The organism is Stenotrophomonas sp. WZN-1 (genome assembly GCF_002192255.1).
Classification (GTDB): domain Bacteria; phylum Pseudomonadota; class Gammaproteobacteria; order Xanthomonadales; family Xanthomonadaceae; genus Stenotrophomonas.
On record NZ_CP021768.1, the window covers coordinates 3,401,738 to 3,425,027 of the forward strand.

Annotated in this window: 15 protein-coding genes; 4 read left to right on the forward strand and 11 right to left on the reverse strand. The window is 68.6% G+C overall.

Annotated elements, in window-relative coordinates; all coding sequences use genetic code 11:
- Positions 1–52 precede the first annotated feature (52 nt).
- Together bioA and CCR98_RS16015 are read left to right on the forward strand one after the other, a co-directional pair.
- Positions 53–1,444, forward strand: a complete 1,392-nt coding sequence (bioA, locus tag CCR98_RS16010) for an adenosylmethionine--8-amino-7-oxononanoate transaminase (protein ID WP_232463038.1) — start codon at positions 53–55, stop codon at positions 1,442–1,444.
- Positions 1,435–2,172 carry a 16S rRNA (uracil(1498)-N(3))-methyltransferase gene (locus CCR98_RS16015; protein WP_087923379.1) on the forward strand — a complete coding sequence of 246 codons (738 nt, stop codon included), beginning with the start codon at positions 1,435–1,437 and terminating at the stop codon, positions 2,170–2,172. The genes bioA and CCR98_RS16015 overlap by 10 nt, the downstream gene beginning before the upstream one ends.
- Before the next feature lie 102 nt (positions 2,173–2,274).
- Here CCR98_RS16015 and CCR98_RS16020 read toward each other — a convergent pair whose 3' ends face one another.
- From CCR98_RS16020 to pilG, 7 genes are all read right to left on the reverse strand, one after another.
- Entirely contained in the window at positions 2,275–2,739 is a 465-nt protein-coding gene (locus CCR98_RS16020; RefSeq protein ID WP_014648089.1) for a chemotaxis protein CheW, read from the reverse strand.
- Positions 2,736–4,076 carry a chemotaxis protein CheB gene (locus CCR98_RS16025; protein ID WP_087923380.1) on the reverse strand — a complete coding sequence of 447 codons (1,341 nt, stop codon included), beginning with the start codon at positions 4,074–4,076 and terminating at the stop codon, positions 2,736–2,738. The genes CCR98_RS16020 and CCR98_RS16025 overlap by 4 nt, the downstream gene beginning before the upstream one ends.
- On the reverse strand, positions 4,063–10,776 hold the full coding sequence (locus CCR98_RS16030) for an Hpt domain-containing protein (protein WP_087923381.1): 6,714 nt from the start codon (positions 10,774–10,776) through the stop codon (positions 4,063–4,065). Before CCR98_RS16030 ends, CCR98_RS16025 begins: the two co-directional genes overlap by 14 nt.
- 100 nt (positions 10,777–10,876) lie before the next feature.
- Positions 10,877–12,913 carry a methyl-accepting chemotaxis protein gene (locus CCR98_RS16035; protein WP_014038185.1) on the reverse strand — a complete coding sequence of 679 codons (2,037 nt, stop codon included), beginning with the start codon at positions 12,911–12,913 and terminating at the stop codon, positions 10,877–10,879.
- Positions 12,914–12,954: 41 nt separating this feature from the next.
- Positions 12,955–13,485, reverse strand: coding sequence for a chemotaxis protein CheW (locus tag CCR98_RS16040; RefSeq protein WP_087923382.1), 531 nt, complete (start codon positions 13,483–13,485; stop codon positions 12,955–12,957).
- Positions 13,485–13,847, reverse strand: coding sequence for a response regulator (locus CCR98_RS16045; protein ID WP_005410717.1), 363 nt, complete (start codon positions 13,845–13,847; stop codon positions 13,485–13,487). Before CCR98_RS16045 ends, CCR98_RS16040 begins: the two co-directional genes overlap by 1 nt.
- An 18-nt stretch (positions 13,848–13,865) precedes the next feature.
- Positions 13,866–14,267 carry a twitching motility response regulator PilG gene (pilG, locus tag CCR98_RS16050; RefSeq protein WP_005418455.1) on the reverse strand — a complete coding sequence of 134 codons (402 nt, stop codon included), beginning with the start codon at positions 14,265–14,267 and terminating at the stop codon, positions 13,866–13,868.
- 240 nt (positions 14,268–14,507) lie between these two features.
- Between pilG and gshB the strand changes: the two genes are divergently transcribed.
- Positions 14,508–15,455, forward strand: coding sequence for a glutathione synthase (gene gshB / locus CCR98_RS16055; RefSeq protein WP_087923383.1), 948 nt, complete (start codon positions 14,508–14,510; stop codon positions 15,453–15,455).
- The gene (locus CCR98_RS16060; RefSeq protein WP_087923384.1) at positions 15,455–16,339 is read left to right on the forward strand and encodes an energy transducer TonB; all 885 of its coding nucleotides are present in this window, start codon (positions 15,455–15,457) and stop codon (positions 16,337–16,339) included. Before gshB ends, CCR98_RS16060 begins: the two co-directional genes overlap by 1 nt.
- A gap of 576 nt (positions 16,340–16,915) precedes the next feature.
- Here CCR98_RS16060 and tsaB read toward each other — a convergent pair.
- From tsaB to mrcB, 4 genes are all read right to left on the reverse strand, one after another.
- On the reverse strand, positions 16,916–17,629 hold the full coding sequence (gene tsaB / locus CCR98_RS16065; protein WP_087923385.1) for a tRNA (adenosine(37)-N6)-threonylcarbamoyltransferase complex dimerization subunit type 1 TsaB: 714 nt from the start codon (positions 17,627–17,629) through the stop codon (positions 16,916–16,918).
- Between the two features lie 9 nt (positions 17,630–17,638).
- Positions 17,639–19,687 (reverse strand): ATP-dependent DNA helicase, encoded by a 2,049-nt coding sequence (locus CCR98_RS16070; protein ID WP_087923386.1) that lies wholly within the window; start codon positions 19,685–19,687, stop codon positions 17,639–17,641.
- A gap of 570 nt (positions 19,688–20,257) precedes the next feature.
- Complete coding sequence (locus CCR98_RS16075) at positions 20,258–20,779, reverse strand: hypothetical protein (protein WP_232463124.1); 522 nt, start codon at positions 20,777–20,779, stop codon at positions 20,258–20,260.
- Between the two features lie 11 nt (positions 20,780–20,790).
- Entirely contained in the window at positions 20,791–23,220 is a 2,430-nt protein-coding gene (mrcB, locus tag CCR98_RS16080) for a penicillin-binding protein 1B (RefSeq protein ID WP_087923388.1), read from the reverse strand.
- Between the last annotated feature and the right edge of the window lie 70 nt (positions 23,221–23,290).

The window sequence follows — 23,290 nt, forward strand, 5'->3', positions numbered from 1 at the left end:
CTGCGCCGGGGCCGATAGAATGTGCAGGCAGCAACATGTTCATGAGCCCGAAATGCTAGCAGACCCAACCCCCTCCCCGCTGGCCCGCCACTGGCGGCAGCGCGACCTGCAGGTGCTGTGGCACCCGTGCACGCAGATGCGTGAGCATCCGGACACCCTGCCGCTGGTGCCGATCGCCCGTGGCGAAGGCGCGTGGCTGATCGACCACGACGGCAACCGCTATCTGGATGCTGTCAGCAGCTGGTGGACCAATCTGTTCGGCCACGCCGAACCACGCATCGGTGGCGCCATCGCCGCCCAGGCCGGGCAGCTGGAACAGGTGATGCTGGCCGGCTTCGGCCACGAACCTGCGATCACCCTGGCCGAGCGCCTGCTGGCACTGGCACCTCGCCAGCCCGGCCGCGAGCCGCTGGCCAAGGTGTTCTATGCCGACAATGGTTCGGCCGGCGTGGAAGTGGCGCTGAAGATGGCGTTCCAGTACTTCCAGAACCGGGGGGAGCCGCGGCGCACGCGCTTCATCGCGCTCGAGAACGGCTACCACGGCGAGACCCTGGGCGCGCTGGCGCTGGGCGACATTCCGCTGTATCGCCGCGTCTATGCACCGCTGCTGGCCGAAGGCCTGTTTGCCCCCTCGCCCGATGCCTACCTGGCCGAACCCGGCCAGAGCGCGGCCGATCGCGCGCGGCAGGCCGCCGATGGCCTGGCCACGCTGTTCGACCAGCACCCGGGCGAGATCTGCGCGGTGATCCTGGAACCGCGCCTGCAGTGTGCCGGCGGCATGCGCATGCATGACCCGGTCTACCTGCAGCGCGTGCGCGAACTGTGCGATGCCCATGGCGCGTTCATGATCGCCGACGAGATCGCCACCGGCTTCGGCCGCACCGGCACCCTGTTCGCCTGCGAGCAGGCCGGGGTGATGCCGGACCTGATGTGCCTGTCCAAGGGCCTGACCGGTGGCTTCCTGCCACTGGCCGCCGTGCTGGCGACGCAGGCGCTGTATGACGCCTTCCTCGACGACTCGCGCGAGCGCGCCTTCCTGCATTCGCACAGTTACACCGGCAACCCGCTGGCCTGCGCTGCGGCGCTGGCGACGCTGGACATCTTCCGCGACGACGATGTGATCGCGCGCAACCGGGACATCGCCTCGGTGATGGGCACGCTGGCGGCACCGTTTGCCGACCACCCGCACGTGGCCGACGTGCGCCAGGCCGGCATGGTGGTGGCGTTCGAGCTGTCGCGCGACGGCAACAAGCGCACGCCGTTCGACCCGGGCCTGCGGCTGGGCCTGCAGGCCTACAAGGCCGCCCTCAGGCGCGGCGTGGTGCTGCGCCCGCTGGGCGACGTGCTGTACTGGATGCCACCCTACTGCGTGGATGACGAACAACTGGAGCTGCTGGCACACACCACGCTGGCGGCCATCGACGAGGCGATTGCATGCGCGTGACCCGCTGCCCCATCGACCTGGCGCTGCACAGCGGCCAGACCGTGACCCTGCCGGAAGAGACCGCCAACCATCTGGTGCGGGTGATGCGCCTGCGCGAGGGAGACACCTGCGTGCTGTTCAACGGCGACGGCCATGACTACAGCGCAACGCTGACCGTGGCCGGCAAGCGCGAGGTGCAGGTGCGCATCGACGCGGTGCAGGCCATCGGCAACGAATCCCCACTGGCGATCACCCTGCTGCAGGGCATCGCCCGTGGCGAGAAGATGGACCTGATCCTGCAGAAGGCGACCGAGCTGGGCGTGGCCGCGATCCTTCCGGTCAACGCCGAGCGCACCGAGGTGAAGCTGGATGCGGCACGGGCCGAGAAGCGCGTGGCGCACTGGAACAACGTGGTGACCTCGGCCTGCGGACAATCCGGGCGTGCGCGCATTCCGCAGGTGGGCTCCCCGCTGTCGCTGGCGCAGGCTGCAGCGGCACTGCCAGCCGATTCGCTGCGGCTGACCCTGGATCCGCAGGGGGCGCATCGCCTGTCGACGCTGGAAGCCGCTCCCGCCGGCGGCATCGTGATTGCGATCGGCCCGGAAGGCGGCTGGTCGCCGCGCGACCGCGATCAACTGGCCGCGGCAGGATTCCAGGGGTTGCAGCTGGGGCCGCGGATCCTGCGCACGGAAACGGCCGGACTGGCCGCGATCGCGGCGTTGCAGGCGCGGTTGGGCGATCTGGGGTAAGGCTGGTTCGTAGTTGTGCCGGCCGCTGGCCGGCATCCACCGGATCATGAGGTTGCCGGCCAGCGGCCGGCATTACCGGGAATCCGACCGGCGGGTTCCCGATCAGGCCGCCAGCGAATCCAGCGCCGCTTCCAGCGCATCCAGGTTCGGCAGCAGCGCGCTCTGCTCACCCAGCAGCACGCGCATGTGCACGATCTGCGGCAGGGTTTCTTCGGAAGCGTCGGCCAACAGGCCGTCGCGCGGCACCGAGATCAGCTGCGGGAAGTTCTGCGTCAGCAGCGCGTAGTACGGGCGCTGCGCATTGCCGCTGAGGGACTTCAGTACCACCACTTTGTTGTGGCCGGCCACCGTCTCTTCGCCCAGCCCGGAAAGACGTGCGAACGACACCAGCGGTACCTGCCAGCCATGCCAGCCGATTTCACCAACCAGCCAGCGCGGGGCATCGGAGACCGGCTGCACCGGGACGCGCGACATCATTTCAGCCACGGTGGCATTGGGCAGCAGCACGCGCTCGTTGCCGGCCTGGATCAGGACGCCGCGGATTTCGTCATTGCTGGCGTAGCTCATGGTGCTTCTCCGTTGTCGTCCTGCTCACCCCAGCGCGCGGCAATCGCCTGCGCCAGTTCCTGCGGTTCACCAGCCACCATGCCGGCAGCAACCACCGCAGTGGCTGCAGCCGGGTCGTAGCAGCCCTCGCCCACCTGCCCGGCCACCCACGCACCGGCAGCCGCCAGGTCCAGCGCCGGGCCGACGTGGGCCAGGTCGGCGCCGCTGAGCAGCACCAGCGCGGTGTGTTCGGCCGGCAATGCAGCGAGCGAAATGCCAGTGGCATCGCTCTGGAAATGCAGGCCATCGCTGGCCGCGCGCACGCCAATATCATCGGCCAGCACGTGGACCTCGCCCGGTATGGCGTGCTGGCCGGCCTCGGCCAGCTGCACCGGCAACGGCGAAACGCGCGACATCTGCTTGACCAGGTTGCCGTAGCGGCCACCATCCAGGCGCATGTGCACCAGCACCGGCACGCTCAACGACGCGGGCAGCGCGCCGAGCAGGCGACGCAAGGCATCCGGGCCACCGATGCCGGCCAGCACCAGCAGCGATGCGGCGCGCGCACCGGCCGGGGCGGCGGCATCCAGATCGACCAGGCTCAGATGATCGGTATCGAAGGAGGGCTGCGGCGCGGCGACCGGCGCCACGGCTTCTGCCGGTACCGGCGCGTCGATCGATTCCTCGACCAGCGACCAGGCGGTGTGATCGAAGGAGACCGGCGGAGCCGCAGGCATCGCCGGTTCGGCCAGCGCCTGCGGCGGCGGCGAAGGCGGCTCCAGGGATTCGGGCAGGACCGGCTGCAGCGCCGCCAGGGCCTGCTCCAGCGCGATCGGTTCGTGCAGGTGTGCCGGAGGCGAATACAGGCCGTCTGCCGGAACCTCATCGGCCCAGCTCAGCGCCTGCTCCAGGTGCGGCTGCAGGGCTTCTTCCTGCGGCGCCGGCGCGGGCGCCGGATGGCCGGGCTCCAGCTGCAGGCTGGGCTCTTCCTCGGCACCCGGCGGCAACACCTGCTGGTGGCCATGCAGCTTGGCGGCCAGATGGCGCCCCCAGCGCTGGGCCTCCCAGCCGTCGCGGCGTGCGGCGAGCTCGGCCTCATCGAACACCAGGGTCAGCCCCGGTGCCGAGAGCACGGCTTCCAGCCGTTCCAGTGCGTCCTCGATGGCAGCTTCCAGCGCGATCACCACGAACTGCGGATCTGCCGCCTGCAGCACCTGTGGCTCCAGGCCGTTCGGATCATCTTCCAGGACCAGCTGCACATCTGCATGCGACAGCGCCTCGCGCAGGCGTTCGCGCGCCGCACCGGGGCGGGCCAGCAGGGCAACGGCCGGAGCCGGATGGGTTTCACTCACGGACACGGGCGATCCCCAGCAGGTCGTACACGTTACGCATCAGGTCCAGTTCCTGGTACGGCTTGCCCAGATAACGCTGGACACCGATCTCGAAGGCGCGCTGGCGGTGCTTGTCGCCGCTGCGCGAGGTGATCATCACGATCGGCACATCCTTGTAGCGCGGGTCGGCGCGCATCGCGGTGGCCAGCTCGTAGCCATCCATGCGTGGCATCTCGATATCCAGCAGCATCAGGTCCGGCACGCGCTCTTCCAGCCGCTCCAGCGCTTCCACGCCATCGCGGGCAACACTGACTTCGAAGTTGTGACGTTCGAGGATGCGGCCGGTCACCTTGCGCATGGTCAGCGAGTCATCGACCACCATCACCAGCGGCACCTGGCGTTCGTCGCGCGGCGCATTGGCCAGCACCGGTGCGGTCGGATTGGCCAGGAAACGGCGCACCAGCGGCGCGACGTCCAGGATCACCACCACGCGGCCATCGCCGGTGATGGTGGCACCGTAGATGCCCGGTACCGATGCGATCTGCAAGCCGACCGGCTTGACCACGATTTCGCGGTTGCCCAGCACCTGGTCGATCGCCACGGCAGCGCGCAGGTCACCGGCACGCACCAGCAGCAGCGGCACCTGGTCCTGGCCATCGGCACGTGCCGGGGCCTGCCCGACCAGGCTGCCGAGGTCATACAGCGGATAGTCTTCGCCGCTGTAGCGGTAGCTGCTGTCGGCGGCCTCGAAGCGCTCGCGCGACAGGCGGCCGATACCACTGACCGAGGCCACCGGCACGGCAAAGGTGGTTTCGCCGATCTGCACGAACACCGCCTGGGTGACGGCCAGCGTCTGCGGCAGGCGCAGGGTGAAGCGCACGCCCTGGCCACGCACCGACTGGATGTCGACCGAGCCGCCGAGCTGGCGCACTTCGTTGCGCACCACGTCCATGCCCACACCGCGACCGGCCAGCTGGCTGACCTGGTCGGCGGTCGAGAAACCGGAGGCGAAGATCAGGTTGTCCAGTTCCTGCTCGTTCGGCTGCGCGTCGGCGGCCAGCAGGCCACGATCGATGGCGCGGCGGCGGATCGCTTCACGGTCCAGACCGGCACCGTCATCGGCCACTTCCAGCACGATTTCCGAGCCTTCACGGTGCAGGCGGATGGCGACTTCGCCCTCTTCCGGCTTGCCGGCGGCACGACGCTGTTCCGGCGCTTCCAGGCCGTGGGCCACGGAGTTGCGCAGCATGTGCTCCAGCGGCGCGACCATGCGGTCGAGGACGTTGCGGTCCAGTTCGCCGTGGGTGCCTTCCAGGGTCAGGTGCACCTGCTTGCCGGTATCCATGCCGGACTGGCGGACCACGCGGCGCAGGCGCGGCACCAGGCCATCGAACGGCACCATGCGCGCGCGCATCAGGCCGTCCTGCAGCTCGGAGCTGACGCGCGACTGCTGTTGCAGCAGCGAGTCGTACTGGCGCGACAGGTCGTCGAGCACGCCCTGCAGGCCCCCGAGATCGGCCGCCGACTCGTTCAGCGCGCGGCTGAGCTGCTGCAGGGTGGAGAAGCGGTCCAGTTCCAGCGGATCGAACTTCTGATCGGCCTGGTCCTGCTCACGCTGGTAGCGGGCGACGATCTGCGCTTCGGTTTCCAGGTCGAGGCGGCGCAGCTGGTCGCGCAGTCGTGCATTGGTGCGCTCCAGTTCGCCCATCGCACCGCGGAAGGCGCCGAGCTGCTGTTCCAAGCGCGAGCGGTAGATCGCCACTTCACCGGCATGGTTGACCAGGCGGTCGAGCAGATCCGCGCGCACGCGCACCTGTTCCTGCTGCGGGCGCGCCAGCGGGTCTTCATCGACCACGCCTTCGGCCGGCAGCGGTGCCGACAACGGCGCATCGAGCAGTGCCGGCGCCGGGCTGGCGACCGGTGCCGACGCGGCTTCTGCGACGTTCGCCACGTTGGCGGCCGCTGCCGCGGCTGCCGCCGCAGCGGCGATATCGGTCGTGGTACGCACTTCGAACGCGTCGACCAGATCCTGCGCCGGTTCCACCACGCGGTGGTCACCGGTGCGGGTCAGCAGCTGGTGCAGGCGATCGAATCCGCGTTCCAGCAACTGCACATCGCGGCGTTCGATCTCGGTGCGACCGGCGGCGACGGCTTCCAGCAACGATTCGATGCTGTGGCCGAGATCGCCGATGGCGTTGATGCCGGCCATGCGTGCACCACCCTTCAGGGTGTGCAGGTCACGCTGCAGGCCGGCCAGCACCTCGCGGTCCTGCGGTGCATCACGCAGCTCGCTGATCAGGCCATCGCAGTGGTCGAGCAGGTCCTTGCCTTCCTCGACGAAGATGTCGACCAGCTCGCGATCGTAGACGCTGAAGTCGAGCGCATCGGCCCTGTCTTCCGGCACCGGGATGGCATGGACGTCAGGTGCCACGGTTTCAGGCACGTCGGCTTCAGGCACGCCGATTGCTGCGGCATCCGGCACGGCAACCGCATTGACGTCGGCGGCTTCGGCTTCGGCGTGGACATCCGCCTGGCCCGGCGCGTCTTCCAGTTCGAAGAAGCGCACCGGTTCGGCGGTGGCGGGCGCAGCGGCCTCCGCGATCTCCTCATTCACCGTCGCCGGGGACGGCTGATCGGCGCTCTCTCCTTCACCGATCGCCGCCTCCCCGCCGACGTCCGCATCCTCGGCAAAGGCTTCCGCCTCGCCCGGCGCGAGTTCGCTGGCCTGCAGGCCGAGCACGGGCCATTGCCCGTCGTCGGCCAGGGGCTGCTCTTCGTCGATCACGTGCAGGCCGGCCTCGAGCGCGGCTTCCAGCGAGACCGGTTCTGCAAACCCCGGCGCAGCCATTTCATCCTGCAGGCTCGACAGCTCGCTGTCGAGCGGCAGTGCAGCAGGCATTTCGAACGCCACGGCATCAGCGACGTACGCGTGATCGACCGATGGCGCATTCAGGTCAGATGCGACGGCTTCGACAGCAGCCGGGATCTCTTCGGCGTCGCGGTCGTCGACCGGCAGCGCACTGGCATCCAGGTATGGCGACAGATCATCTACGACGGTCAAACCGGCATCGTCGGACAACGGCGGCACGCCTTCGGACTCCGCCTCGACGCCGGCTACGGCAACGCCTGGCACATCGTCGGCCACCTGGATCGATTCGACCACCGACGGCCATCCGGCATCGAAGTAGCGCGAAAGATCGTCGCTGGCGGTCAGCTCACCGACCTCCAGCCCGGCCTCGATCGCCACGTCGGCGACCGGGGCTTGCGCAGCATCGGCATGTACCTCCGGTTCCTGCTCCGGTGCCACAAACGAAAGCGGCACGGCATCGGTTCCGGACGCAATGGCCGTCGATGCGTCCACATCCGATTCCGCTGCGGGTTCGTCATCCAACGCCAGGTCGTCTTCTTCGTCTTCCAGGCCTGCCATCGGCCAGCGCGCTTCCGGCAGCGCGCCGGCCAGCGCCTGCAGACGCTGTGCCAGTACCTGTTGCGGCGCAATGCGCGGCTGTTCGGCCTGCAATGCTTCCATGGTGGCGGTGATCGCCTGCGCGGTCGCATCCAGGGCGGCCACGCCTTCATCACCCGGTACCACCTCGGCGGCCAGTGCACGCTTGATGTAAGACTCGGCGCCGCCGGTCACAGCCGTGATCTCGGGCACTTCGGTCATCGCGAAGGCGCCGTTCATGGTATGCACCGCACGCAGCAGTGCATCGCTGACCGGTTGCGGTGCCTGCTGTGCCGAACGCAGCCAGTCCTGCAGGGTGGCCTGGTGGACTTCCACCTCGGCCTCGAGAATCTCGCGCAGCACGCTGTCGATGTTCGCCGGCGTGCCGGCGACTTCGGCCTCCACGGCGGCATCGGTCGGCGCCGAAGCGGCGGACTCGGCGTCGAGAATGCGGCTGATCTCGTCTTCACCGTCGGCTTCGGCAACCGGTACAACCGGCGCGCCCGCACCCGGCAGCGGTACGTAGTAGGTTTCCTCGCCTGCACCGACACGATCGGCAATGGCCTGCATGGCCTGCAGGTCGACGCTGATGCGCTGGCCGTGGCGCAGCGCTGCGTTCAGCTGTGGCAGCGCCGCATGTGCGTTGTCGACCATCGCCAGCACCGCCGGCGACGCGGCGCGGCTGCCATCCAGCACGCGGTTGAGCATGCCTTCGATTTTCCACGCGAACTCGCCCAGCGTGCGTGCGCCCACCAGGCGGCCACTGCCCTTCAGGGTATGGAAGATGCGGCGGATCGGACGCAGCCGGTCCATGTTGTCCGGCTGCATGCGCCACGCCGGCAGCAGCGTGCCGAGATTGGCCAGCTCGTCGTCAAACTCTTCCAGGAACACCTCGCGGATGTCCTCGTCGATGTTCTCGGCGTCGTCGTCGAAGCCGGCGTCGAAGCCCGCATTCGCGTCGGCATTGGCGTCGGCGTCGGTCGCAACCATCGCCTCCGGTGCCGCCGCAGCGGGCATCGCCTGCGGATTGAAGCCGGCAGCGGCTGCACTCAGCTCGGCAAAGAACTGGGCATCGGCCTCGCTGAAATCGATCGGCGCGATGGTGTCGATATCGATCATCGACACGGCCGGTGCCGAGGTTTCCGCTGCCTGGGCGGGTGCTTCGATCGACGGCGGTGTGATCGACGATGCCGGCAGGTCATCCGGAGCCTCACCCACATCCACCTCGACCTCTGCCGCTGGCGATGCATCGGCCGGCGGCGGCGCCACGGCGTCCACGATCTCCAGCGACGGATGCAACCCGGCGTCATCGTCCAGCGACAGCGTTTCCATCGCATGCAGCGACAGCACGTCGTCAGCGTTGTCCAATGCATCGGCGTCGAAGCGGAACACCACGTCGTCGGCCTCGGCAACCGCATCCTGCTCGGCCGCCACCGGATCGAACACCGGTGCAGCATCGAATCCGGTCGCGGACGAAACCACGGCGTCCGTCGTCTCGTCGATCGCAGGCGCTGCGCTTTCCTCAAGCACCTGCGGCGCCTCGGACAGCGACCACTGCGGTGCATCGGAGTGACCGCTGTCAGCCAGCTCGAAGCTGACTGGATCGAAACTGGCGAAGGTCGGGCTGCGCTCGTCATCGGCAGGCGCGACCGCGTCGGCCTCCGGATGGAACGGCGCCAGCTCCCATTGTGGGACATCCGGCGCAGGTGCGCTGGACGCCGCAAAGACCAGCGCTGCCTCCGCATCATCGTGCGTCGGCAACGGCGAGGCATCGGTATCAGCCGTGCTGGCAGCCACGGCTGCGACAGTGCCCAGTGCGCCGAACATCAGGCGGTTGTCGGACACCATCGGCGCCGGCGTGGCCGGCGGCGGATCAAAGGTGAAGTCCGGCAGCGGCACCGGCACGTCGCCGGCGGCGGGCGCGGCAGACTGCACCGGAATCTCGATGCGCTCCGGCTGCAGCGGTTCGGCCTGCAGGGTGACCGGCTCCGGTTCGACCGGCAGTACCGCCAGCGCTTCCGGCGCGACGGCATTGCGCTCGGGCAGCGGCCAGTAGCGCAGTGCCTCGAGGCTGCTGCGGGTGATTTCGAGGATATCTTCGCGGCCCGGGCGGCGGTCGCGCAGGGCTTCCAGGTAGTACTCCAGGCTGGCCATGGCATCGGCCAGGGTGTCCAGCTGGCGGCCGCTGGGCACGCGCTGGCGGCCGATCAGTTCGGCCTCGATGTATTGCTGTACGCCACGCAGGTAATCGGCGGCGGTGCCCAGGTCGAGCATTCGCAGCGCGCCGGACACATCGCCCAGCAGGCGCGGCACGTCCTGCAGCTCGGCATGGTTCCAGCTGGTTTCGATGAAGGCGACGAAATGCTCGCGGGCGGCGGCGAAGTTGGCGATGGCTTCATGGGCCAGCACTTCCACCGTGCGCCGGTTCTCGACCGCGCTCGGGTCGTCCTCGCCACTGCCGCCGGCGCCCAGATGGGCGACCTGGTCGTCCAACGAGGCATCGACGTACAGCAGTGCACCGGCAATATCCAGCAGCAGGTTCTCGTCGATCTGCTGACGGCCCTCGACCACGCCACGCAGCGCGTCGCGCTGCTGCACGACGACGCCGCGGGCCACGCCCAGGCCCATCATGCCCAGCGTATCGGCCACGGCGCCAAGCTCGTTGGCCTGGGTCTGCAGCTGTTCCGGCGCACCGCCGGTGCGCAGGTGCAGGTCAAGCGCATCCTTGATACGCAGCAGTTCTTCCTTCACCGCGCTGCCGACCGTATCGAGCAGCTCGCGGTTGCGCCCGCTCAGGCTGCCACGAGCATGGTCCAGCTCGGCCTCGGTGGCGGTGACGCTGTCCGGCGCAAAGGCCAGCAGCACGCTGTCAGTGACGCCCTCTTCGCCACGCGACGCGCGGATCTCGTTGAGCAGCGGCATCAGCACGATCGGAATGTCGCGATGGCCGTTCTGCAGGCGTTCCAGATAGTCCGGCAGCAGCACGCTGCCGCGCATCAGGGTCGCGCAGGCCTCATCACGGTCGGTCACGCGGCCGGCGCCGATGGCGTTGGCGAGCTGCTCCAGTTCCTCGGCCACCATCGCCGGGGCATACAGCTCGACCATGCGCAGGGTGCCCTGCACCTGGTGCAGGTAGCCGGCACAGATGCGCATGCGGCTGGCATCGGTCGGATCTTCCGCGTAGTACTCGACCTCGTTGCGCACCTGGCGCAGGGTCTCGTCCAGCTCGGGCTTGACCCAACCCAGCGCTGCATGGCTCATCGCATCGCGCAGACTGCTCATGGACGCGCTCCGTTCGCCGCCGCGCGGAAGCCGCGCGAGTTCTGGCGTGGGGAATGGAAATGCTTCATCGACTGGTTCCTTGCTCGCCGCCCTGCCCGCGTCACGCCGGCAGCTTGAAGTCGGCGACCGAACGGCGCAGGTCCGCCGCCAGCTGCGCGAGGTGGCCGATCGACTCTGCCGTCTGCCCTGCACCCTGCGAAGTCTGGCCGGTGATCTGCCGGATCACGCCCATCGTGCGGGTGATGTCCGAGGCGGCGGCCGACTGCTGCTGGGCGGCGATGGAGATGTTCTTGATGAGGGTGTTCAGGGCGTTGGACACGCGCTCGATCTCGGTCAGCGCGGTACCGGCGTCCTCGGCCAGGCGCGCACCGGACACCACTTCGGCCGTGGTCTGCTCCATCGAGGTAACCGCTTCGTTGGTGTCGGCCTGAATGGCCTGGACCAGGTTTTCGATGCGTCGGGTCGCGCCCGAGGTACGTTCTGCCAGGCGCTGCACTTCGTCGGCCACGACCGCGAAACCGCGGCCCGCTTCACCGGCCGACGCCGCCTGCACCGCCGCGTTCAACGCCAGGATGTTGGTCTGCTCGGAAATGTCGTTGATCAGTTCCACGATCGAGCCGATTTCCTGCGACGACTCGCCCAGGCGCTTGATGCGCTTGGAGGTTTCCTGGATCTGGTCACGGATCTGGTCCATGCCCTGGATGGTTTCGCGCACCACGCCGGCACCTTCGGCGGCGATCACCACCGAACGTTGTGCCACGTCGGCCGACTCGGCCGAGTTGCGCGACACCTGCTCGATGCTCGCCGCGATTTCGCCGATGCGGTCCGAGGCCGAGGTGATCTGGTTGGCCTGGTGGCCCGCCGCCTCTGCCAGCTGCATGGCGGTGGCCTGCGTTTCCTGGGTGGACATCGCGACCTTGGCCGAGGTGTCGTTGATGGTGGTCACCAGGTGGCGCAGCTCGTCGACGGCGTAGTTGATCGCGTCGGCGATCGCGCCGGTCATGTCCTCGGTCACCGAGGCCTTCACCGTCAGGTCGCCCTCACCGAGCGAGGAGATTTCGTCCAGCAGCCGCATGATCGCCTGCTGGTTGCGGCTGTTGAATTCCACCTGGGTCTGGTAGCGCAGTTCCTGCTCCCGCGAGCGGCTGCGCACGTTGGTGGAGACGAAGCCGATGATCGCGATCAGCGACAGCGCACCGGACACCACGCCGATCCAGAAATTCGGGAACAGGCGAGTGTCGGACACCGAGCCGAACGAGGAGAACGCGTCGAACAGCTTGCGGCTGTCATCCAGCATGTGGGCCGAGCCCTGGCCCAGCGCGGTGGCGGCGGACTGCGCCGCGAACAGCTGGCGCGAGCTGGCCAGGATCGCGTCGGCGTCCTGCTTCATCGCTTCCCACTTCTGCTGCGACTGCTCCAGCGCGGCCACGGCGGCGGCACCGCGCACGGCGGTGATGCCCAGTTCCTCGTTGCCGTTGCGCAGGCCGTCGAGCACCTGCGAGAACACGGTGATGTCACGCGCCAGTGCATCGCCGGAGGTCGCCGCGGCGCTGCCACCGGCACGCATTTCGGTCACGCGGCGGGCCATCGAACCGGCTACCACGACCTGCTGCAGTGCGCTGTACACCTGCGACGACGGCGCGCCGGAGGCGGACATCGCGCGCACCAGCTCGTTCAGCTGGGCCTGCAGGCCCGGCACCGCACCGGTGAAGTTGTTGGCATTGCCGGCCAGCGCCAGCACGGCCGGCTCACTGGCCACCAGCTGCCCGGCCTGCTTGCCCAGCGGCGCCCAGGTCTCGCCCAGGGTGGCGATGGCACCGGACACGCCCGGCTCCTTGCCATAGCGGCCCTGCAGCGTCGACACGTTCTGTTCGATCGCGTTGCGGGTGGCCTTGAAGGCGGTGAAGGCCTGGGCGTTGCCGCCGACCGCGTCACGTCCCTGGTTGGCCAGCTGCTGTGACAGCACCTGCAGGTCGGCGGCCTTGGAGCCGGCGTCGGCAAGGCGGCTGCCCTGCCAGGTGGCGACGCCGGTGTTGACGCCGAACAGGATCATCGATGCCAGCAGCAGGAACAGCCAGAGGTTGCTGCCGCCCAGCCGCAGCTTGCCGGTCTTGGTGGCGTCCGAAGCAGTACTCATCGTTCAACCTCGATCTTCAATGCAGGGGGCGATGCCCGGCCTCAGGCCGCGGCTTGCCGGAATTCAGGGGTGCGCGACAGCAGCGAGAGCGAGAACACGCCCCAGTCATGGCCGTCGGCATGGAAGGCACGGTCAACGAAATGGCCGTAGCGACCTTCGGCCAGGGTGCCGGCCTCGATCTGCTGGTCCAGCTCGAAGCTGCGCTGGCCGAACAGTTCATCGATGGTCAGTGCGACGTCGCCGCCGGCCTGGCGCATGATCAGCACGCGCTGGCCTTCCTGCTGCACGGTGCGCGTGCCTTCCAGGAAGTACTTCAGGTCGACCACCGGGAACAGGTTGCCGCGCAGGTTGCCCACGCCCAGCAGCCAGGGCTGCGCGCAGGGCACCGGGGTCACCGGCGGCATCGGCACGATTTCCACCACTTCGCGGAAATCGGACACCAGCCGGCGCTGGCCGACGCGGAAACCGACGCCACGCCACAGGTCCTGGGCGAACTGCCGCCCGGGCAGCTGCACCGCGTGGGCCAGGCTGCGCCGTTCGTAGGCTTCAAGGATGTCGAAGGGCGAGCGCATCAGGCCACCAGTTCGTTGATCCGCGCGATCAGTTCATCCTCGCGCGGCGGCTTGACGATGTAATCGGCTGCGCCCTGGCGCAGGCCCCAGGCCTTGTCGGTTTCCATCGCCTTGGTGCTGACGATGATCACCGGGATGTGCTTGATCGCTGCATCACGGGCCATTGCACGGGTGGCCTGGAACCCGCTCATGCCGGGCAGGACCACGTCCATCAGCACCAGCTGCGGCACCTGGTCGCGGACCAGCTGCAGGCCATCCTCGGCGTTGTCCGCTTCCAGCACCTCGTGGCCGGCACGGCGCAGCCACTGGGTGAACACCGCGCGGTCGGTCGGTGAATCCTCGATCAGGACGATACGAGCCATTGTGCCTTTCCCCCCTGGTCAGGCGTTGACGTATGTGCGGATGGCACCCAGCAGTTCTTCGCGCGTGAAAGGCTTGGTCAGGTATTGCTCCGAGCCGACAATGCGCCCCCGCGCCTTGTCGAACAGACCATCCTTGGATGACAGCATGATCACCGGGGTTGCCTTGAACAGCTGGTTGCCCTTGATCAGCGCGCAGGTCTGGTAGCCATCCAGGCGCGGCATCATGATGTCGACGAAGATGATCTGCGGCTGCTGGTCTGCGATCTTGGCAAGCGCTTCGAAGCCGTCGGTGGCGGTGACCACCTCGCAGCCTTCGCGCTTGAGCAGCGTTTCCGCAGTCCTGCGGATGGTCTTCGAATCATCGATGACCATCACCCGGAGTCCTGCGAGTTCCCCGCCCGCAGTCGTGTTTTCAGTCATTGCCTATCCCCAAGCGCACGGCCCAATCTCTGGCGGGAGCCGCTGCGAAAGCGTATCTATATCGCACTTTCCGCGCCCGCTTCAAGGCCGGCTTACCGCGCAGGGGGTGGCGCCCGGCTGAACGTGACCGGGTTCGCAATGACTGCGCCGCCGGCAGGCGGACGCTGCGTTGCAGTACGGCGGGGAGGCGCGCGGCCGGCGTTGCCGCTACCATCAACGCCTTGCCTGACAGGTGCGCCCATGCCGTTGAACGTCATCGTGGTGATGGACCCCATCGCCCACATCAAGATCGCCAAGGACACCACCTTCGCCATGCTGCTGGAAGCCCAGCGCCGCGGCCATGCCCTGCACTACGTGCGGCCGGGCGGGCTGGCCCTGGAAGGTGGCGTGGCGGTGGCCCAGACCGCACCGCTGCAGGTGCGCGACGACCCGGCCGGCTGGTATGAGCTGGGGGCGTTCAGCCGTACCGAGTTCGGTCCCGGCCAGATCGTGCTGATGCGCAAGGACCCGCCGGTCGACGCCGAGTACATCTACGACACCCAGGTGCTGGACGTGGCCGCCGCTGCCGGTGCCTGCGTGGTCAACAACCCGCAGGGCCTGCGCGACTACAACGAGAAGCTGGCCGCCCTGCTGTTCCCGCAGTGCTGCCCGCCGACCCTGGTCAGCCGCGATGCCAAGGCATTGAAGGCCTTCGCCCTGGAACACGGCCAGGCCGTGCTGAAGCCGCTGGATGGCATGGGCGGCCGCTCGATCTTCCGCAGCGGCCAGGGCGATCCGAACCTGAATGTGATCCTGGAAACCCTGACCGATGGCGGCCGCAAGCTGGCGCTGGCCCAGAGGTTCATTCCCGACATCACGGCCGGCGACAAGCGCATCCTGCTGGTCGACGGCGAACCGGTCGACTACTGCCTGGCGCGCATTCCCCAGGGTGACGAGTTCCGCGGCAACCTGGCGGCCGGTGGCCGTGGCGAAGGTCGCCCGCTGAGCGAGCGTGACCGCTGGATCGCCGGCCAGGTGGGCCCGGAGATGAAGCGTCGTGGCATGCGTTTCGTCGGCCTGGACGTGATCGGCGATTACCTGACCGAGGTCAACGTGACCAGCCCGACCTGCGTGCGCGAGCTGGACGCGCAGTACGGCCTGAACATCGCCGGCACCCTGTTCGACGCGCTCGAGGCCGGCCTGCGCTGATGGCGGCCGCACCTGCCGTCCTGCCCCCGCCGCCGCGTGAAGCGCAACGGCTGGGCGCGACCATCGCGCTGTCGGTCGTGGTCCACGCCCTGCTGATCGTGGGCGTGGGCTTTGCGGTGAAGGGCGACGCACCGCTGGTGCCGACGCTGGAGGTGATCTTCAGCCAGACCCGCACCGCACTGACGCCGAAGCAGGCCGATTTCCTTGCCGCCGCCAGCCAGCAAGGTGGTGGCGAGCACGACCGTGCGCAGCGCCCGCGCGACAACCAGGCCGGCATCGTGCCGCAGGCGCAGGCGGGGCTGAGCCCAGTGCCACAACAGCAGCAGTCGGCCGCACCGGTTCCGCCGCCGCAGGCGCGCGTGGTAAGCAGCCGCAATGGCGAAGAGACGGTGGCCCAGGCCCAGCCGCGGCCGACACCGGAGCAGCCCGAACCGGATGCACCGCTGACCGCGCGCGAACAGCGCGACGCCGAGATGGCACGACTGGCGGCGGAGGTGCATCTGCGTTCCGCGCAGTACGCCAAGCGCCCGAACCGCAAGTTCGTGTCGGCCAGCACGCGCGAATATGCCTATGCCAACTACCTGCGCGCCTGGGTCGACCGCGCCGAGCGCGTCGGCAACCTGAACTACCCGGACGAGGCCCGGCAGCGCCGGCTCGGCGGCCAGGTGGTGATCAGCGTGGGCGTGCGCCGCGATGGCAGCGTGGAAAGCAGCCGGATCCTGCGTTCAAGCGGGACGCCGTTGCTGGATGAGGCGGCGCTGCGGGTGGTGCAGCTCGCGCAGCCGTTCCCGCCGCTGCCGAAGACCGAGGACGAGATCGACATCCTGCAGGTGACCCGCACGTGGGTGTTCCTGCCCGGCGGCACCCTGCACGACGACCGGTAGGTTTTTGTTGCCCGGGCCTGCGGCCCGGGACCCGCAGAGGCGACGGCCACAACCGAAGCAACAGCAGAAGCGGCGGCGGAGATGCCGGACCTGGCGGGGCGGTGTGGGCTTGCAGGACACGCCGTAAACCCGTCCATGGGGGCTCGTTGGCGCCTTGCTCGTCTGCGCTGTCCTGCGCACACGGCAAGACCGGGGTTGGGCGTCCTGCCCAACCCGCCCGAGGCGTGCCTCGGGCCCATGGCGCCAACGGTCCTGCAAGCCCACACCGCCCCACCTCTGACAGATCCCGGCGCATCATTGCTATTGGTAGGTGTCGACCTTGGTCGACACACATCCACGCCAACCGTGGATGCTAGCGAAGCGACCCGCTTTTGACTTTGATTTTCTTTTGATTTTCCGTGGCGAACGCACACGGAAACTGTCAGAGGCCGGGCGGGGGGGGCGCGGGGGTGTCCGCGGCATGGATGCCGCGGCCAAGCCCCCAGGGACGGGTTCACGGCGTCCCCCGCGAACCCACCCCGCCCGGCCAAGCGCGGCTTTTGATTTACGCGATCAACCAACCCCGCCACGAGGGGCTCAGCCGTTGGCCTTCGCCTTCGCTTCGCGCGCCGCCTGCTGCTCGACCAGGGTCAGTGCCACGTTGTCGCGCAGGTAGGCCGGCTCGACCTTCTCCGGTGCGATGGCTTCACCGCGCGCGAAGGCCGGCACCGCCAGTGCCAGTACGTCCGACGCGCGCGGCAATGCGGCGGCATCGAATCCACGCAGGCCAGCACCAAGCTGCGCCACCAGTGCGCCCTCGGCTGCGCCGAAACCGGTACCCACACCGTAGGCGGACAGCCCATCCGGCAGCGCCACCGCGGCAGGCGCACAAACGCGCTCGGCATCCCGCGCGACCGGCAGGCCGTCCACCCGCTCGAAACGCGCGACATAGAGTTCGCCCATCCGCGCATCGATCGCTGACAGGATCTGCGTTTCTTCCGCCGGTGCCCGCAGCGCCAGCACCTGCAGCGTCGAGACCGGCAGCAGCGGGCGGTCCAGTGCCAGTGCGATGCCCTGGGCGATGGCAATCGCCAGGCGCACGCCGGTGAACGCACCCGGACCGCGACTGAGCGCGATGCCATCAAGCTGGCGACGGCTGATGCCGGCGTCGGCCAGCAGCGCCTCGGCCCACGGCAGGCTCAGTTCGGCGTGCCGGCGCGGGGCGATCTCGAAGCGTTCCAGCACCTGCCCATCGACGTGCAGGGCAACGGAGCAGGCTTCGGTGGCGGTTTCAAAGGCGAGCAGTTTCATCGGATCAGGTCAGAACAAGGGGAACGTGGCACCGGGAGCCGGCTCCGGCCCTGCCGCAACGGCGGCCGGGGCAGCTGCATCATCGGCCACGGGCAGCCATTGTGGCGCAAAGAAGGCCTGCACATCGGCCAGGCTGCGGGTGCGCCGGAACGGCGGCAGCGACTCAAGGAAGACCCGGCCATAGCCGCGGTTGAGCAGGCGCGGGTCGCACAGCACCAGCACGCCCCGGTCGCTTTCGCTGCGGATCAGGCGACCGACGCCCTGCTTCAGCGCGATCACCGCCTGCGGCAGCTGCTCGTCGCGGAAAGGATTGCCGCCCTGGCTGCGGATCGCCTCCAGCCGCGCCTCGTATACCGGGTCATCCGGTGCTGCGAAAGGCAGCTTGTCGATCACCACCACGCTCAGCGCTTCGCCGACCACGTCCACGCCCTCGCGGAAACTGGCCGAGCCCAGCAGCACGCCATTGCCCGATTCGCGGAAGCGCTGCAGCAGCGTCGCGCGCGGCGCCTCACCCTGCACGAACAACGGCCACGGCCCGTCGCGCAGTGCCTCGGCGGCCTCACGCAATGCACGGTGCGAGGCGAACAACAGGAACGCCCTGCCCTGCGAGGCCTGCAACACCGGCCGCAGGGTCTGGATCAGCGCGGTGCCGAACCCGCGCGCCGCCGGATCGGGCAGCCCTTCGGGCAGGTAGCACAACGCCTGCTCCGGCCAATTGAACGGGCTCGGCTGGACCAGCGTGTGCGGATCGTCCAGGCCCAGGCGCGTGGCGATGTGGTCGAAGCCACCGCCCACGGTCAGCGTGGCCGAGGTGAATATCCATGCCGCGCGGCTGCGCTCGCGATGCTCGCGCAGCGGGCCGGACACATCCATCGGCGTGCGCTGGCAACGGAAACCACGCGGCGTGAGCTCGTACCAGAGCACATCGGCGGCACGGGGGGCCTCTGCAGGATCGGCATCGAAATCGAGGGCAGGCTCATCATCGCCCAGCCAGCGCTGGAGCCGCGACACAGCTTCGCGCGCCCGCGCATGACAGGCATCAAGACCCGCCGCCGCTTCGCGCAGCGGCTGCAATGCCTGCTCCAGCGCCACCAGGCTGGCCATCACCGTATCGAATCCATCGCGCACCTGTGGCATCGCCAGCGCGCGCCACTGCGTACCACGTGGCGGCAGCCCCTCCATCGCCGAACGCAACGCCAGCAACGCCTGCTGCAACTGGTCGACCGGCTCCTGCAGGGCCGACTGCGCACCGCCCACGCCGCGTGCTTCGGCCAGGCAGTCACGGCCCAGTTCCTGCCACGGGCGCATGCCGAAGCCTTCGCCGAAGAACTGCGCGGCCAACTCGGGCAGCTGATGCGCCTCGTCGATGACAAAGGCCTGCGCCCCCGGCAGCAACTCACCGAAGCCATCCTGCTTCAGGGCCAGGTCAGCCAGCAGCAGGTGATGGTTGACCACCACCACGTCGGCGGCCTGCGCACGTTGGCGCGCACGCACCACGAAGCAGTCGTCCCAGAACGGGCAATCGGTGCCCAGGCAGTTGTCGACCGTGGAGGTGACCATCGGCAGCAGCGGCGAGTCATCGGCCAGGCCTTCCAGTTCTGCGATGTCACCGAACTCCGAACGACCGGACCAGGCCAGGATGCGTTGGAACTGCGCAGCCTGCTCCGGGCTGGAAAAACGCGGTTCGCCCCGCGCCTGCTGCAGTCGGTAGCGGCACAGGTAGTTCGCGCGCCCTTTCAGCAGCGCGCTGCGCAGGCCGACGCCCAGCGCCTGGCGCACGCGCGGCAGATCGCGGTGGTAGAGCTGGTCCTGCAGCGCGCGGGTGCCGGTGGAGATGATGGTGCGCAGCCCGGACAGCAGCACCGGCACCAGATAGGCGAAGGTCTTGCCGGTGCCGGTACCGGCCTCAGCCAACAGCAGGTCCCGCTGCTGCAGCGCATCGGCGATGGCCTCGGTCAGGTGCAGCTGTGCCGGACGCGGGACAAAGGCATCCAGGTGCGAGGCGAGCGCGCCGCCTTCGCTGAGGGCTTCGCGGCTGGCATGGACAAGGTCGGACATCAGAGGGAAAGGATACCCGGCCGGGCGCTGCCCGGCACCCGTTTCAAGCCAGAGCCAGAGCAACAACAACGGCAACGGCGTTGTTCACGGCTCTGGGTTTCTACGTGCTGGGTGGGGCGGGAGGGGCAGGCAGGACACGCCGTAAACCCATCCCTGGGGGCTCGATGGCGCCATCCATGGCGCCAACGGTCCTGCCTGCCCCACCCGCCCCACCCTCGACAGTTTCCCAGTGACGGATGCACGCGCGGCGTAGCGTCGAGCTTGCTCGACTGCCATTTCAGAAGCGGTTGGTGGAACGGGGAAGGAAAAGGAAAATGGCAAGTGCGCGCAGCGCGCGACCCGCTTTTGATTTTCTTTTTCTCTTCCGTGGCTGGCAGCACACGGAAACTGTCAGAGGTCGGGCGGGGTGGGTTCGCGGGGGTGTCCGCGGCATGGATGCCGCGGCCAAGCCCCCAGGGACGGGTTCACGGCGTCCCCCGCGAACCCACCCCGCCCGGCCAAGCGCGGCTTCTGCTTCTGGCTTCAGCGACCAACCCACAGCCACGAGGGGCTGCGCCGTTGGCTGAAAACTCAGTACCGCTTGATCCCCGGCACCGTGCAGCCTTCAATCTGCGCATGCGCCGACACCGCATTTTCCTTCTCGCCGCGCGCCAGGCGCGACTGCTCGATCGTCGCCCAGTGCCGGCGGCACAGCGGCCCGGTCTTCGAGCCCAGATCCACCGCCTTGCGCGCGAACGTTTCCGCCTGTGCCCACTGGCCCTGCAGCAGCGCCAGTTCGGCACGTTCCTGCAGCACCGCCGGGTCGCCGGCGACGATTTCCAGCGCATGGTCCAGGCTGCTGGCGGCACCGGCCAGATCGTTGGCCTGGCGCTGCGCCTGTGCGGTCAACCGCAGGTCTTCCACCTGCGAATCACGCAGCGGCTGCACCGACAGTTCCTTGTCGTCCGGGCCTGCTGCTGCATCCACCGCAGCCAGGCGCTGCGCCGGCGTGGTGGTATCGACCGGCTTGACCACTGGCGGTGCGCTGCTCACGCAGGCAGAAAGGGCCAGGCTGAGGCCGGTCAGGAACAGGGGCTGCAACAGGGATCGCATGTTCATCGGCATCATCGGCTCGGGGGAGGAGTAGCGGCGGCAGGTTCGGCAGGTGCATCCGGCTTGCGGTCCAGGCCGAACCAGCTGCGCCAGCCACCGCCCTCGCCTTCTGCCTCGCCCTGCCCGTCCGGCGACACCGCCGGTGCGCACGGCGCATAGGCCGGTGCATAGCCCACCACGAACGGGAAACGACGCGCGCCGGGGCAGCCTTCATCGGTGCTGTTGAGCCCGGTGGGCGCCACCGACTGCCAGTCCAGGCCCTTGTTGCTGACCCGCAGCGGCGCGCTCGGCAGGCGCTGGAAGATGCCCGACCAGACCCGCATCGCGCCGGTGGCGCCATACAGGCCGGCCTGTTCGTTCTGATCGTTGCCGATCCAGATCACCGCCAGATGATCACCGGTGTAGCCGGCATACCAGCTGTCACGGCCATCATTGGTGGTGCCGGTCTTGCCCGCGGGCTGCAGGCGGCCGAGGCCATCGGCATTGAGCCGCTGCGCGGTGCCGCTGGCAACCACCTGCTGCAGGCCGACACTGATCAGGTTGGCGGCAATCGAATCGCCTTCCTGTGCCGGTGCCGGGGTCTTGTCGTAGCGCTTGAGCAGCTTGCCCTGCGGATCGAGCACGCCACGCACCGCGTGCAGCGGCTGGATCTCTCCGCCGGACGCGAGGAACTGGTACAGCTGCGCCATCGCGTACGGACTCTGGTCGGTCGAGCCGAGGATCACCGCAGGGTTGGCCTCGGCCTTGATGCCGGCCAGTACGTGGATCAGCTGGGTCACGCGCTCGGGGCCAACCTGCATGCCCACGCGCACCGTGGCCTGGTTGTAGGAATGCGCCAGCGCGTCGATCAAGCGCACCGTACCGTGGCTGCGGTTGTCCGCGTTGCCTGGATTCCAGTTGCGGCCGCGGCCGAGCTGCACCGTGACCGGCGAATCATCGACCCAGCTGGCCAGCGAGTAGCGGTCCGGCTGCGCCAGCGCCAGCAGGTACACGAACGGCTTGAGCAGCGAACCGACCGGACGCTGCGCCTCGATCGCGCGGTTGAAGCCGACCTCGGACACCTCGCGGCTGCCGATCACTGCCAGCACGTCACCGTTGTGCACGTCGGTCAGCACCATGCCGGCCTGCAGTTCAGGACGACGCTGGCTTTCCAGCGACTTGATGGTGCGGGTCACCGCGCCTTCGGCATAGGCCTGCGCGGACGGCGACATGCCGGTCATCACGCTCAGGCCCGCGCCCTGCAGCGCCGATTCCGGATAGTCATGGCCGAGCTGGCGGCGGACCAGGTCAACGTAGGCGGGGAAGCGGTTGGCCGCCACCAGGCCCGGCGTCTTGGGCACGCCCAGCGGTGCCTTCAGCGCGCGCTGGTACTCGGCATCGTCGATCAGCGTGGCCTCGTGCAGCTTGCCCAGCACGAAGTTGCGGCGATCCAGCGCGCGCTCCGGGTTGCGCCGCGGGTCGTAGAAGGACGGACCCTTGACCAGGCCGATCAGCAGTGCGATCTGCTCGGTCTCCAGTGACTGCAGGTCACGCCCGAACCAGAACTCGGCGCCGGAGGACATGCCATGGATCGCCTGGCTGCCGCGCTGGCCCAGGTACACCTGGTTGAGATAGGCCTCGAAGATGGTGCGCTTGTCGTAACGCGCTTCCATGATCAGCGCGTACAGCACCTCATTGAACTTGCGGGTGACCGTCTGTTCCTTGCCGATGCCGAGCAGGCCGCTGCGCGCCAGCTGCTGGGTCAGCGTCGAAGCGCCCTGGCGGCTCTGGCCACCGGAACGGATCGTCACCCACACCGCGCGCGCAATGCCGGACAGGTCGATGCCGTGGTGGCGGTTGAAATCCTTATCTTCCACTGCCTGCAGGCCGGTCACCAGCAGGTCCGGCGCCTCGTCCATGCGGATCAGGCGACGCTCTTCCTGCTTCTGGCCGTACAGGGTGGCGATGCGCGCCGGATCCAGCCGCGCGGCCTTCAGCGCCTTGCGGTTGTCAGCGTCGCGCAGCGAGGCCACGCCGCCATCGGCCAGCGACAGCTCCACCCGGCGCGGGGCCACCCGGCCATCGACGTCGTTGTAGCCGCGGCTGGAGATGACAAAGCGCCCGCCGTTCACCGCATAGGTGGCCGGCTCCTTGCCCTGCCCGTCATCGCGGTAGGCAGAGGCGGCCAGCTCGGTCTTCAGCGTGGACGCATCCATCGCCTTGCCGGGGGTGAGCACCAGCGGGCGCGCGTACACGCGCGTCGGGATCTGCCAGCGCAGTTCACCGAAACGCTGGGTCACCTGTTGGTTCAGGTACAGCGTATAGGGAATGAGGAAACCCAATCCCAACGCGACCGCAGCCATGCTCCAGGTGATCAGCCGGCGCCGCCACAGCGGACCGTTGTCCTGCTGGTCGTCGTCGTCGAAATCGTCGATGTCGTCGGAATCGTAGCGTCGGGGCACGGGAGAAACATGGCAGGGGCGTCAGCGGAGTCTACCCCAGCCCATTTCCCCAAGGCAGGTTCACCAAACC